The sequence below is a fragment of the Burkholderia pulmonis genome (assembly GCF_984667975.1).
Map to the genome: position 1 here is coordinate 364,418 of NZ_OZ480187.1, position 13,974 is coordinate 378,391.

General features: G+C 61.4%; 7 protein-coding genes, 2 tRNA genes and 3 rRNA genes. All 12 read left to right on the forward strand.

What is annotated here, in order from left to right; genetic code table 11:
- Position 1: 1 nt before the first annotated feature.
- The 12 genes from phnT to AC5LXK_RS18540 all read left to right on the forward strand — a co-directional run bounded on the left by phnT (position 2) and on the right by AC5LXK_RS18540 (position 13,918).
- Entirely contained in the window at positions 2-1,105 is a 1,104-nt protein-coding gene (gene phnT, locus AC5LXK_RS18485) for a 2-aminoethylphosphonate ABC transport system ATP-binding subunit PhnT (protein ID WP_493392926.1), read from the forward strand.
- Positions 1,083-2,003: a 2-aminoethylphosphonate ABC transporter permease subunit gene (phnU, locus tag AC5LXK_RS18490; RefSeq protein WP_493392927.1), complete on the forward strand. Its 921-nt coding sequence runs from the start codon at positions 1,083-1,085 to the stop codon at positions 2,001-2,003. The genes phnT and phnU overlap by 23 nt, the downstream gene beginning before the upstream one ends.
- Positions 1,993-2,853: a 2-aminoethylphosphonate ABC transport system, membrane component PhnV gene (gene phnV / locus AC5LXK_RS18495; RefSeq protein ID WP_122170376.1), complete on the forward strand. Its 861-nt coding sequence runs from the start codon at positions 1,993-1,995 to the stop codon at positions 2,851-2,853. Before phnU ends, phnV begins: the two co-directional genes overlap by 11 nt.
- Positions 2,850-4,157 carry a phosphonoacetate hydrolase gene (gene phnA / locus AC5LXK_RS18500; protein ID WP_493392928.1) on the forward strand — a complete coding sequence of 436 codons (1,308 nt, stop codon included), beginning with the start codon at positions 2,850-2,852 and terminating at the stop codon, positions 4,155-4,157. The genes phnV and phnA overlap by 4 nt, the downstream gene beginning before the upstream one ends.
- Positions 4,154-5,608 (forward strand): phosphonoacetaldehyde dehydrogenase, encoded by a 1,455-nt coding sequence (gene phnY / locus AC5LXK_RS18505; protein ID WP_493392929.1) that lies wholly within the window; start codon positions 4,154-4,156, stop codon positions 5,606-5,608. The genes phnA and phnY overlap by 4 nt, the downstream gene beginning before the upstream one ends.
- Positions 5,609-5,612: 4 nt before the next feature.
- Positions 5,613-6,164 carry a phosphonate degradation HD-domain oxygenase gene (locus AC5LXK_RS18510; protein WP_493392930.1) on the forward strand — a complete coding sequence of 184 codons (552 nt, stop codon included), beginning with the start codon at positions 5,613-5,615 and terminating at the stop codon, positions 6,162-6,164.
- Between the two features lie 506 nt (positions 6,165-6,670).
- A 16S ribosomal RNA gene (locus AC5LXK_RS18515) occupies positions 6,671-8,203 on the forward strand.
- A 62-nt stretch (positions 8,204-8,265) separates the two neighbouring features.
- A tRNA-Ile gene (locus tag AC5LXK_RS18520) sits at positions 8,266-8,342 on the forward strand.
- 39 nt (positions 8,343-8,381) lie between these two features.
- Positions 8,382-8,457 (forward strand) — tRNA-Ala (locus tag AC5LXK_RS18525).
- A 303-nt stretch (positions 8,458-8,760) separates the two neighbouring features.
- A 23S ribosomal RNA gene (locus AC5LXK_RS18530) occupies positions 8,761-11,642 on the forward strand.
- 188 nt (positions 11,643-11,830) lie between these two features.
- Positions 11,831-11,943: ribosomal RNA gene (gene rrf / locus AC5LXK_RS18535) — 5S ribosomal RNA — on the forward strand.
- Together the 16S, 23S and 5S rRNA genes with 2 tRNA genes alongside form the textbook arrangement of a ribosomal RNA operon.
- Positions 11,944-12,493: 550 nt before the next feature.
- Positions 12,494-13,918, forward strand: coding sequence for a DHA2 family efflux MFS transporter permease subunit (locus AC5LXK_RS18540; RefSeq protein WP_493392931.1), 1,425 nt, complete (start codon positions 12,494-12,496; stop codon positions 13,916-13,918).
- The last annotated feature ends 56 nt before the right edge of the window (positions 13,919-13,974 follow it).

Consider the following 13,974-nt stretch of genomic DNA (forward strand, 5'->3'; position numbering starts at 1 on the left):
GATGAACCCGGTGGAAACCACCCTGACCCATCCCGGCGCATTCGGCGCCGCCGAACCGCACGCGACGCTGCGGTCCGGCGCGCCGGGCGGCGTGCAGATCGAACACCTGAGCGTGCGCTACGGCGCACGCACGGTGCTGGAAGATCTGTCGCTGTCGATCGGCGCCGGTGAATTTCTGACCGTGCTCGGCAAGAGCGGCTGCGGCAAGACCACGCTGCTGCGCTTCATCGCCGGGTTCGTGAAGGCCGACGGCCTGACCGGCACGCTGACCGTTGCCGGACGCGACCTGACCTATGCGCCGCCGCACAAGCGCAATCTCGGTCTGCTGTTCCAGAATTACGCGCTGTTCCCGCACCTGTCGGTGTTCGAGAACGTTGCATTCGGGCTGCGCGCACGCGGCATGGCGTCGTCGGAAGTGACGCGCCGCGTCGCCGACGCGCTGAAGCTCGTGCAGCTCGGCGACGCGGGCCACCATCTGCCCGCGCAACTGTCGGGCGGGATGCAGCAGCGCGTCGCGCTGGCGCGCGCGCTCGTGATCGAACCGGACGTGCTGCTGCTCGACGAGCCGCTGTCGGCGCTCGACGCCAACCTGCGCGCATCGGTGCGCAGCGAACTGAAGGCGCTGCACGAGCGCCTGCCGAACCTGACCGTCGTCTGCGTGACGCACGACCGCGACGACGCGCTCGTGCTGTCCGACCGTGCGCTGCTGATGCGCGACGGCCATATCGCGCAGCTCGGCACGCCGCAGCAGCTGTACGACGCGCCGCAGGACGGCTACGTCGCACGCTATCTCGGCCCGGCGAACCTGCTGCCGCCGCACGTGATCTTCCCGCTCGGCGATCCGCGCCACGAAGTGCGCGGCAAGGTCGCGTGCGTGCGCCCCGAGCGCCTGACCGTGATGCCGCCCGCGGCCGGTGGCCTGCACGGCACGGTGTCGTCGGTCGAATGGCAGGGCGCGGACCTGTCGATCGCGGTCGTGATCGACGCGGCGCCCGACGAGCCCGTGCGCGTCACGATGCAACGCGGCCGCGGCGCGGCCCCCGAGCGCGGTGCGCGCGTGTCCCTGCATTGCGAGGCAGACGATGTCGTCCTTATCGAGCCCTGAAGCCGGCCTGCCGCCGCACGTGCTCGCGTCGGCCGCCGCGCACGCCGCCGCCGCGCGGCGCCGCAAGCGCATGGGCGATCTCCACCTGGCCGCACTCGCGGTCGTCGTGCTCGGCCCGCTCGTCGTCTATCCGCTGGTGCGGCTCGTGCTGCTGAGCGTGTCGGGTGACCACGGGTTCAGTTTCGCCGCGTACCAGACGTTCTTCGGCAACCCCGACACACGCGGCGTATTGCTGACGACGCTCGGCGTGCTGTTCGCGAGCGCCGGCACCGCGTCGGTGCTCGGCGTGCTGCTGGCCGCGCTGCTGTTCTTCAAGCCGTTCCCGGGCGCCTCGCTCGTCACGCGCTTCCTGGAACTGTACGTCGCGTTCCCGTCATTCCTCGTCGCGTTCACGCTGATCTTCCTGTACGGCTCGCAAGGGTCGATCAGCATTGCGTTGCAGCACCTGTTCCATCTCGAGAATCCGCCGCTCGATTTCCTGTTCGGCATCGGCGGCGTGATTCTCGCGCAGACCGTGTTCTACACGCCGTTCGTCGTGCGCCCGACGCTCGCGTCGTTCGCGACGCTCGACCTGCGGCTGATCGAAGCCGCGCGCAGTCTCGGCGCACCCGGCTTGATGCTCGCGCGCCGCGTCGTGCTGCCGATCGCATGGCCGGGCATCGCCGCCGGCACCGTGCTGTGCTTCCTGCTGACGTTGAACGAGTTCGGGATTCTGCTCGTGCTCGGCAGCGCGCGGCTCGTCACGCTGCCGGTCGCGATCTACAGCAGCGCGACCGTCGATCTCGACCTGCCGACCGCATCGGCCGGCGCGGTCGTGATGCTGACGTTGTCGCTGGCGCTGTATGCGGTTTATCGCCGGGTGAACCGGCGTGCGACGGGAGGAAACGATGTCCGCTGAATTTCGTATCGGGCAAGCCGTGCCGCGCCACCAGATCGGCTGGAGCGACGCGCTGCTCAAGCATGCATCGCGTGCCGCGCTCGCGCTGGCCGCATTCGCGTGCTTCTGGTTGTTCGTGCTGCCGGTCGTCGTCGTCGCGCTGTCGAGCGTGGCGACGCAATGGTCGGGCACGATTTTGCCGGCCGGCTACAGCCTGCGCTGGTTCGAGCGGCTCGGATCGCCGGAGTACGACGCGCTGCTGACGAGCCTCGAAATCGGCTTCGGCGTGTCGGCGATCGGCACGATCCTCGGGCTGTGGCTTGCGCTGGCGCTCGAAGGGCGCGACCGCCGCGGCCTCGGCGCGGTGGTCGACGCGCTCGTGATGGTGCCGAACGGCGTGCCGAGCGTCGTGCTCGGGCTCGCGGTGCTGATCGCGTATCACCAGAAGCCGCTCGACCTGTCGAGCTCGGCGGCGATCGTCGTGCTCGTGCAGCTCGCGCTGATTTTGCCGTTCTGCTATCGCTGCGCGGCTGCCGCACTGCGTCCGGAGCTGACCGTGCTGCGCGAAGCCGCGGCGAGCCTCGGTGCGCCGCCCGCGATGGTGCTGCGCCGCGTGCTGCTGCCGCAACTCGTGCCGGCGCTGCGCGCGAGCCTCGCGCTCGGCTTCGCGCTGTCGCTCGGCGAGCTCGGTGCGACGCTGACGGTCTATCCGCCGGGCTTCGCGACCGTGCCGATCGTCGTGATCGGCCAGGTCGAGCGCGGTTACTACCTTCCGGCCTCGGCGCTGTCGCTGCTGATGCTCGGCGCGTCGCTCGCGGCGCTGCTGCTGATCGCTGCGCGCGTGCCGCGCGGCAAGCGGGCGGCATCATGAACGCCGCGTTCGCATTGCGCCATCCCGGCGACACGCCGCCCGCCGGCGCGTCGACCGATCTTGCGGGTCGCTCGGTCGACGTCAACGGCCGGCGCTACCGGCTGCCGGTCGAGCCGACCGTCGTCGTCTGCGTCGACGGCTGCGGGTATGACTATCTCGAACGTGCGGTGGAAGCAGGCGCCGCGCCGTTCATCGGCCGGATGATCGCGGAAGGCACCGCATGGCGCGGCGATTGCGTCGTGCCGACCTTCACCAACCCGAACAACCTGTCGATCGTCTGCGGCGTGCCGCCGTCGGTCCACGGGATCTGCGGCAACTATTTCTGGGATCCGGCCGCCGACGGCGGGCGCGGCGCCGAAGTGATGATGAACGATCCGGCGTACCTGCGTGCCGGCACGTTGCTCGCGGCGGCATCCGACGCCGGTGCGCGGGTGGCTGTCGTGACGGCGAAGGACAAGCTGCGCCGGCTGCTCGGCTGGCAGATGCACGGCATCTGCTTCTCCGCCGAGAAGGCCGCGCAGGCGAATCTCGCGGAAAACGGAATCGTCGACGTGCTCGACTGGGTCGGCCTGCCGTCACCGGATGTCTATAGCGCGGCGTTGTCGGAATTCGTGTTCGCGGCCGGCGTGCGGCTCGCGCAGACCCGCCAGGTCGACCTGATGTACCTGTCGACCACCGATTACGTGCAGCACAAGTGCGCGCCGGGCAGTGCGGGCGCGAATGCGTTCTACGCGATGATGGACGGCTACCTCGCGCAGCTCGACGCGCTCGGCTGGGCGATCGGGCTCACGGCCGACCACGGGATGAACGCGAAGCACGACCCGGTGACGGGCCGCCCGAACGTGATCTATCTGCAGGACGCATTCGACGGCTGGTACGGTGCGCAGGCGGCGCGCGTGATCCTGCCGATCACCGACCCGTACGTCGTGCACCACGGCGCGCTCGGCTCGTTTGCGACGATCTACCTGGCGCCGGGCGTCGACCGGGCCGAGGCGATGTGGCGCGTCGGCGGGCTCGATGGCGTCGAGCTCGTGCTCGACAACGCGGAAGCCGCCGCCCGTTTCGAATTGCCGGCCGACCGGATTGGCGATCTCGTCGTGATCGGCCGGCGCGACATGACGCTCGGCACGCGCGAGCGCGAACACGACCTGTCGGGCCTCACGGTGCCGCTGCGCTCGCATGGCGGCGTGTCGGAGCAGGAAGTGCCGTTGCTGTTCAATCGCCGTATCGAGCGGGACGATCCCGCACGTCGCCCGCGCAACTTCGACGTGTTCGATTTCGTGCTGAACCGGATCGCGACATGATGGCTCATCCCCGGCAAGATCATCCGGCGTTTCGTGCAGAGGCATTGCGCTGGTGCGGCACGCGCGCGATGCGCGAACGCACGCTCGACGTCACCGACCCGTACACGGGCACGCGCGTCGGCACGGCACCGCTCGCGAGCGTCGACGATGTGCGCGCGGCGTTCGATTACGCGATGGCCTACCGGCCGACGCTCACGCGCTACGAGCGTTCGCAGGTTCTGGAGCGTGCGGCTGCGCTGCTGCGCGAACGCATCGAGGAAGCGTCCGATCTGATCACGCTCGAATCGGGGCTGTCGAAACAGGATTCCCGCTACGAGATCGGCCGTGTCGCCGACGTACTGAAGTTCGCGGCGGTCGAGGCATTGCGCGACGACGCGCAGAGTTTCTCGTGCGACCTGACGCCCCACGGCAAGGCGCGGCGCGTGTTCTCGCAGCGGCAGCCGCTCGACGGCGTGATCGTCGCGATCACGCCGTTCAATCATCCGATGAACCAAGTGGCGCACAAGATCGCACCGGCGATCGCGACCAACAACCGCGTGATCGTGAAGCCTTCCGAAAAGGTGCCGCTGTCGGCGTTCTATCTGGCCGACCTGCTGTACGAAGCCGGATTGCCGGAGCCGATGCTGCAGGTGCTGACCGGCGACCCGGCCGAGATCGCGGACGAACTCGTCACGCATCCGCATGCGTCGCTGATCACGTTTACGGGCGGCGTCGCGATCGGCAAGGCGATCGCCGCGCGGGCCGGCTACCGGCGCATCGTGCTGGAACTGGGCGGCAACGATCCGCTGATCGTCCTCGACGACGCCGATCTCGAACGCGCGACGTCGCTGGCGGTACTCGGCTCGTACCGGAATTCCGGCCAGCGCTGCACGGCCGTCAAGCGGATGCTGGTGCAGCGCTCGATCGCACCCGCGTTCACCGAGTTGCTCGTCGAGAAGACGCGTGCGTGGAAGTACGGCGATCCGTTCGATCCCGCGAACGAAATGGGCACGGTGATCGACGAGGCAGCGGCGCGGCTGTTCGAGGCGCGCGTGGAAGAGGCGGTCGCGCAGGGCGCGCGCCTGCTGACCGGCAACGTGCGGCGCGGCGCGCTGTATGCGCCGACCGTGCTCGACAACGTCGATCCGTCGATGACGATCGTGCGCGAGGAGACCTTCGGGCCGGTGTCCCCCGTGATCACGTTCGACACGATCGACGACGCGATCCGGATCAGCAACGGGACCGCGTTCGGGCTGTCGTCCGGCGTGTGTACCGACAGCACGGCGGCCGTCGTGCGGTTCGTGAACGAACTGAACGTCGGCACGGTGAATGTATGGGAAGTGCCCGGCTACCGGATCGAGCTGTCGCCGTTCGGCGGGATCAAGGATTCGGGGCTCGGCTACAAGGAAGGCGTTCAGGAGGCGATGAAGAGCTTCACGAACCTGAAGACGTTTTCGCTGCCTTGGGAGTAAACGAATGGCATTGACGGTCGAAGAGATCCACGGGCTGTATCGCGAGCATGGCCATGTGGCTTATAGCGGCGAACCGGTCACGCAGCTCGAGCACGCATTGCAGAGCGGATTGCTGGCGGAAGAGGCGGGCGCCGACGAAGCGCTGGTCGCGGCGGCGTTCCTGCACGACCTCGGCCATCTGCTGAATCGCCAGGGCGAGACGCCAAGCGCGCGCGGGATCGACGATCTGCACCAGTATTACGTGTTGCCGTTCCTGCGGCCGCTGTTTTCCGACGCGGTGCTGGAGCCGATCCGCCTGCACGTCGACGCGAAGCGCTGCCTGTGCCGCACGGACGCCGGCTACTTCGAAAGCCTGTCGGCGGACTCGGTGCGCAGCCTCGCGCTGCAGGGCGGCATCTTCACCGAGGAGGAGACGGCGGCGTTCCTGCAGCGTCCGTTCGCGGAGGACGCGCTGCGTCTGCGCCGCTGGGACGACACGGCGAAGGAGGAGGGCAAGGTGACGCCGGATCTCGATCACTATATGGAGCTCGTCGAGCGCCAGGTGCGTACAGCCTGACGGTTCGACTGCCTCTATATAAGGCCCCGCACGCGGCAGCGTGCGGGGCCTTATATTTTTTGCGAAACCCCTTGCGCGATTGCTGTCGGGTGCATAGAATCACGCCTCTTTCGCGCTAACGGAAACGCGGCGCGAGAGGAAGGGAAGCAGTGCTGTTGGGGCTTGGTGGTAACGGCCTCGGCGGTACGGAAGTTGAGCCCCGCAGTCGCAACGATGTAGTGTAAAAAGTTGTTGACGAGCTGCGAAACACGGTTCATAATCTCGCTTCTCTGTTGCTGAAAACGCAGCGCTGCTGAGAGACGCGAAGTTCCTCGCAGAAATGCTCTTTAAAAATTAACAGCCGATAAGTGTGGGCGCTTGATGGAAGCGAGCTGATCCTCGGATCAGATAGCGAAAGTATCAAGAGTCTCACACTAAAGTAAGTCAGGTTTATGAAGTGATTCATATTCCTGTCAGCTTTGAGTGAGCGACCGGTTCTTAACTGAACCGAAAACAGTAACAGGTTTAAACTGAAGAGTTTGATCCTGGCTCAGATTGAACGCTGGCGGCATGCCTTACACATGCAAGTCGAACGGCAGCACGGGTGCTTGCACCTGGTGGCGAGTGGCGAACGGGTGAGTAATACATCGGAACATGTCCTGTAGTGGGGGATAGCCCGGCGAAAGCCGGATTAATACCGCATACGATCTACGGATGAAAGCGGGGGACCTTCGGGCCTCGCGCTATAGGGTTGGCCGATGGCTGATTAGCTAGTTGGTGGGGTAAAGGCCTACCAAGGCGACGATCAGTAGCTGGTCTGAGAGGACGACCAGCCACACTGGGACTGAGACACGGCCCAGACTCCTACGGGAGGCAGCAGTGGGGAATTTTGGACAATGGGCGAAAGCCTGATCCAGCAATGCCGCGTGTGTGAAGAAGGCCTTCGGGTTGTAAAGCACTTTTGTCCGGAAAGAAATCCTTGGCCCTAATACGGTCGGGGGATGACGGTACCGGAAGAATAAGCACCGGCTAACTACGTGCCAGCAGCCGCGGTAATACGTAGGGTGCGAGCGTTAATCGGAATTACTGGGCGTAAAGCGTGCGCAGGCGGTTTGTTAAGACCGATGTGAAATCCCCGGGCTCAACCTGGGAACTGCATTGGTGACTGGCAAGCTAGAGTATGGCAGAGGGGGGTAGAATTCCACGTGTAGCAGTGAAATGCGTAGAGATGTGGAGGAATACCGATGGCGAAGGCAGCCCCCTGGGCCAATACTGACGCTCATGCACGAAAGCGTGGGGAGCAAACAGGATTAGATACCCTGGTAGTCCACGCCCTAAACGATGTCAACTAGTTGTTGGGGATTCATTTCCTTAGTAACGTAGCTAACGCGTGAAGTTGACCGCCTGGGGAGTACGGTCGCAAGATTAAAACTCAAAGGAATTGACGGGGACCCGCACAAGCGGTGGATGATGTGGATTAATTCGATGCAACGCGAAAAACCTTACCTACCCTTGACATGGTCGGAATTCCGCTGAGAGGTGGAAGTGCTCGAAAGAGAACCGATACACAGGTGCTGCATGGCTGTCGTCAGCTCGTGTCGTGAGATGTTGGGTTAAGTCCCGCAACGAGCGCAACCCTTGTCCTTAGTTGCTACGCAAGAGCACTCTAAGGAGACTGCCGGTGACAAACCGGAGGAAGGTGGGGATGACGTCAAGTCCTCATGGCCCTTATGGGTAGGGCTTCACACGTCATACAATGGTCGGAACAGAGGGTTGCCAACCCGCGAGGGGGAGCTAATCCCAGAAAACCGATCGTAGTCCGGATTGCACTCTGCAACTCGAGTGCATGAAGCTGGAATCGCTAGTAATCGCGGATCAGCATGCCGCGGTGAATACGTTCCCGGGTCTTGTACACACCGCCCGTCACACCATGGGAGTGGGTTTTACCAGAAGTGGCTAGTCTAACCGCAAGGAGGACGGTCACCACGGTAGGATTCATGACTGGGGTGAAGTCGTAACAAGGTAGCCGTATCGGAAGGTGCGGCTGGATCACCTCCTTTCTAGAGCTTCTCGCAAAGTTGAGCGCTCACGCTTATCGGCTGTAAATTAAAGACAGACTCAGGGGTCTGTAGCTCAGTCGGTTAGAGCACCGTCTTGATAAGGCGGGGGTCGTTGGTTCGAATCCAACCAGACCCACCACCGTCTTATCTGGCGGTACACCTGAGGATACCTGTACATGGGGGCATAGCTCAGCTGGGAGAGCACCTGCTTTGCAAGCAGGGGGTCGTCGGTTCGATCCCGTCTGCCTCCACCAATCTTCAATGACAAGCGTTCGAACGAAGCGATGTTCGAGTCTTTGTCATTGGCGATTGAGCCAGTCAGAGTGATATGAGTAACACCATATCGGCTGTCGTTCTTTAACAATCTGGAAGAAGTAAGTAATTTGGATAGCGGAAGCGTCTATGAGATGGACGTGAAAACTATCCGGGTTGTGATTGTATCGATGTATCTCAAGATGATTCGAACTTAATGTTCGGCTCAATTGGAATACGGCACAAATGCGAGAACTCAACCTGTAGCGACTGTAGCGTCGAAAGACGAGACAGACTCGTTATAGGGTCAAGCGAACAAGTGCATGTGGTGGATGCCTTGGCGATCACAGGCGATGAAGGACGCGGTAGCCTGCGAAAAGCTACGGGGAGCTGGCAAACAAGCTTTGATCCGTAGATGTCCGAATGGGGAAACCCACTCCTTTTGGAGTATCCATAGCTGAATACATAGGCTATGTGAAGCGAACGCGGTGAACTGAAACATCTAAGTAACCGCAGGAAAAGAAATCAACCGAGATTCCCAAAGTAGTGGCGAGCGAAATGGGATGAGCCTTGCACTCTTTATTTGTATTGTTAGCCGAACGCTCTGGAAAGTGCGGCCATAGCGGGTGATAGCCCCGTAGGCGAAAACAGTATGAAAGAACTAGGTGTGCGACAAGTAGGGCGGGACACGTGAAATCCTGTCTGAAGATGGGGGGACCATCCTCCAAGGCTAAATACTCGTGATCGACCGATAGTGAACCAGTACCGTGAGGGAAAGGTGAAAAGAACCCCGGGAGGGGAGTGAAATAGATCCTGAAACCGCATGCATACAAACAGTCGGAGCCTCGAAAGGGGTGACGGCGTACCTTTTGTATAATGGGTCAGCGACTTACGTTCAGTAGCAAGCTTAACCGTATAGGGCAGGCGTAGCGAAAGCGAGTCCGAATAGGGCGTTCAGTTGCTGGGCGTAGACCCGAAACCAAGTGATCTATCCATGGCCAGGATGAAGGTGCGGTAACACGTACTGGAGGTCCGAACCCACTAACGTTGAAAAGTTAGGGGATGAGCTGTGGATAGGGGTGAAAGGCTAAACAAACTTGGAAATAGCTGGTTCTCTCCGAAAACTATTTAGGTAGTGCCTCGTGTCTCACCTTCGGGGGTAGAGCACTGTCATGGTTGGGGGGTCTATTGCAGATTACCCCGCCATAGCAAACTCCGAATACCGAAGAGTGCAATCACGGGAGACAGACATCGGGTGCTAACGTCCGGTGTCAAGAGGGAAACAACCCAGACCGCCAGCTAAGGTCCCCAAATATAGCTAAGTGGGAAACGAAGTGGGAAGGCTAAAACAGTCAGGAGGTTGGCTTAGAAGCAGCCATCCTTTAAAGAAAGCGTAATAGCTCACTGATCGAGTCGTCCTGCGCGGAAGATGTAACGGGGCTAAGCTATATACCGAAGCTGCGGATGCGTGCTTTGCACGCATGGTAGGAGAGCGTTCCGTAAGCCTGCGAAGGTGCGTTGAAAAGCGTGCTGGAGGTATCGGAAGTGCGAATGCTGACATGAGTAGCGATAAAGGGGGTGAAAGGCCCCCTCGCCGTAAGCCCAAGGTTTCCTACGCAACGTTCATCGGCGTAGGGTGAGTCGGCCCCTAAGGCGAGGCAGAAATGCGTAGCTGATGGGAAGCAGGTCAATATTCCTGCACCATTGTTAAATGCGATGGGGGGACGGATCGCGGAAGGTTGTCCGGGTGTTGGAAGTCCCGGTCGCTGCATTGGAGAAGGCACTTAGGCAAATCCGGGTGCGGAATTCAAGGGTGTGGCGCGAGCTTCTTAGGAAGCGAAGCAATTGGAAGTGGTTCCAAGAAAAGCCTCTAAGCTTCAGTTTAACAATGACCGTACCGCAAACCGACACAGGTGGGCGAGATGAGTATTCTAAGGCGCTTGAGAGAACTCGGGAGAAGGAACTCGGCAAATTGGTACCGTAACTTCGGGATAAGGTACGCCCTTGTAGCTTGATGCCCCTGCGGGCAGAGGGTGAAGGGGTTGCAATAAACTGGTGGCTGCGACTGTTTAATAAAAACACAGCACTCTGCAAACACGAAAGTGGACGTATAGGGTGTGACGCCTGCCCGGTGCCGGAAGATTAAATGATGGGGTGCAAGCTCTTGATTGAAGTCCCGGTAAACGGCGGCCGTAACTATAACGGTCCTAAGGTAGCGAAATTCCTTGTCGGGTAAGTTCCGACCTGCACGAATGGCGTAACGATGGCCACACTGTCTCCTCCCGAGACTCAGCGAAGTTGAAGTGTTTGTGATGATGCAATCTACCCGCGGCTAGACGGAAAGACCCCATGAACCTTTACTGTAGCTTTGCATTGGACTTTGAACCGATCTGTGTAGGATAGGTGGGAGGCTATGAAACCGGAACGCTAGTTTCGGTGGAGCCGTCCTTGAAATACCACCCTGGTTTGTTTGAGGTTCTAACCTTGGCCCGTGATCCGGGTCGGGGACAGTGCATGGTAGGCAGTTTGACTGGGGCGGTCTCCTCCCAAAGCGTAACGGAGGAGTACGAAGGTACGCTAGGTACGGTCGGAAATCGTGCTGATAGTGCAATGGCATAAGCGTGCTTAACTGCGAGACCGACAAGTCGAGCAGGTGCGAAAGCAGGTCATAGTGATCCGGTGGTTCTGTATGGAAGGGCCATCGCTCAACGGATAAAAGGTACTCTGGGGATAACAGGCTGATACCGCCCAAGAGTTCATATCGACGGCGGTGTTTGGCACCTCGATGTCGGCTCATCTCATCCTGGGGCTGTAGCCGGTCCCAAGGGTATGGCTGTTCGCCATTTAAAGAGGTACGTGAGCTGGGTTTAAAACGTCGTGAGACAGTTTGGTCCCTATCTGCCGTGGGCGTTGGATATTTGAAGGGGGCTGCTCCTAGTACGAGAGGACCGGAGTGGACGAACCTCTGGTGTACCGGTTGTCACGCCAGTGGCATCGCCGGGTAGCTATGTTCGGAAGAGATAACCGCTGAAAGCATCTAAGCGGGAAACTCGCCTTAAGATGAGATATCCCTGGGGACTAGATCCCCTTGAAGGGTCGTTCGAGACCAGGACGTTGATAGGTCAGGTGTGTAAGCGCAGTAATGCGTTCAGCTAACTGATACTAATTGCCCGTAAGGCTTGATCCTATAACAAGTCTGTCTCGACAGTCGTTAGCGCTTCAGCGCTGTACGAATGTCGAGCATCGAGTGCAAGGCGCTCGATGTACTGCGGTTGAAGTACCGCATGTGTGTGAGATACAACCTCACAACCCAACCAAATTACTGCTTCTTCCAAGATTGGTTGTGCTGCGAAGTCAGCACAACAACCCTCTTTGCCTGATGACCATAGCGAGTCGGTCCCACCCCTTCCCATCCCGAACAGGACCGTGAAACGACTCTACGCCGATGATAGTGCGGATTCCCGTGTGAAAGTAGGTAATCGTCAGGCTCCCTAAGCCAAGAACCCCCGCCCGAAAGGCGGGGGTTTTTGCATTGGTGCAAAGGAAATGCGTGTGGAGCGGCGAAGCACAACGTGACCACCGCTGCGGCGCTGGGGACGTCGATTCAAGCTCCGTTCCAGAGCGATTCCCGGTCACCAGACACCACCAAAATCCTCTGACACGTCCTTCCACGGACTACAGCGATCCCCAGTCAGCCGACATCCGGCCGATGTCGCCGCATTCAGCGGCGATATTGTGATGGGCGATGATGAGCGACGTTCGTCGACAATGCTTGGCCAATGCCGTCTTCTGACGCGACCTTCCTGCTTGATCTACCCGTCCTTCGACACGCCGTGTCGGCCCGATCGTGCGCGCCCCTCAGCAAACGCATCAAGAAATCGTCATAAAAATCTATGCGCATAAAGTCCATTCGCGCGACGTGCGCTGCAGAGCGGAACGCGGACCCTTCGGGGTAATATCGCCATTCGTCCCGATTCCTGGCGTTGGTCCACATCCGCCGGCGGTCGGTGTCTTCCGCATTCCGTTCCTGCATCGTTCATGACTGACAGCCCTGCCCAAGGTGGTCGGACGACCGACTTCTTGCCGTATCTCGTCGCCGCGACGTTCTTCATGGAGTACCTCGACACGACCGTGATCGCGACAGCGCTGCCGCAAATGGCCCGCTCGTTCGGCGTCGGGCCGAACGCGTTGAGTCTCGGGATGACGGCTTACATGCTTGCACTGGCGGTGTTCATTCCGATCAGCGGCTGGATTGCTGACCGCTATGGTTCGCGCACGGTGTTCGCGAGCGCGATCGTCGTCTTTACCGGCGCGTCGGTACTGTGCGGGCTCTCGGACGGCGTGATGTCGTTCACGGCCGCGCGGCTGCTGCAGGGTGTCGGCGGAGCGATGATGGTGCCGGTCGGGCGGATGATCGTCGTGCGCAGTACCGAGAAGGCCAAGTTGATGCGTGCGATCGCGACGATCACATGGCCGGGCATCGTCGCGCCCGTCGTCGGGCCGCCGATCGGCGGGTTCATCACGACCTATGCGTCCTGGCGATGGATCTTCCTGCTGAACGTCCCGTTCGGCATTGCCGCGCTCGTTTGTACCTGGCTGATCGTCCGGAATACGCGGGCCGACGAGCAGCGGCCGCTCGACTGGGTCGGCTTCGTGCTGGCAGGCGGCGCATTGACGTGCCTGTTGATCGGCACCGAGACCGCCGGGCAGCAGGATGTCGACTTCACGCGCGCCGGCGTCCTGGTGGGGGCGAGCGTGCTGTTCGGCGTGGCTGCGTGGTGGCATGCGCGACGCAGTGCACATCCGCTCCTCGATTTCACGACGCTGAAGATACCGACGTTCTCGGTCACGGTGATCACCGGTTCGATCACGCGGATGGCGATCAACGCCGTGCCGTACCTGCTGCCGCTGCTGTTCCAGATCGGCTTCGGGCTGTCGCCGTTCCAGTCCGGTCTGCTGCTGCTCGCAAGCGCGCTCGGCAACCTCGGAATGAAGGCGGGCACATCGTGGATTCTCGACCGGTACGGTTTCCGGCGCGTGGCGCTCGTCGACGTGACGATCGTCGGCTTCTTCACGATCGCGTGCGGTTGGCTGACCGCATCGACGCCGCTGGCGATCACGCTGCTCGTCGTATTCGTCTACGGACTCACGCGATCGATGCAGTTCACGACGCTTGCGACGCTCGCCTATGCGGATATCCCGGCTCAGCAGACGAGCGCAGCCAGCACGCTGTGGAGCGCTGCGCAGCAGATGACGATCGGGATGGGGATCGCGTTCGGTGCATTGTCATTGCGGCTCGCGGCACTCGTGCGCGGCGATGCGGCCGGCATGCACTACGTGCTCGACGATTTCCGCTGGGCGTTCGTTGCGGCGGGCGTGCTCGCGCTGCTGACGTTGCCGGGCTATGCGCGGCTCGCCTCCGATGCAGGCGACCGGCTGCGGGCGAGCGCGGCACGAGGATAGGGCGGACTGCAGATCGCAGTTGCGTGGCGGCCGGTGAACTTGTCTGTTTGTCGTTG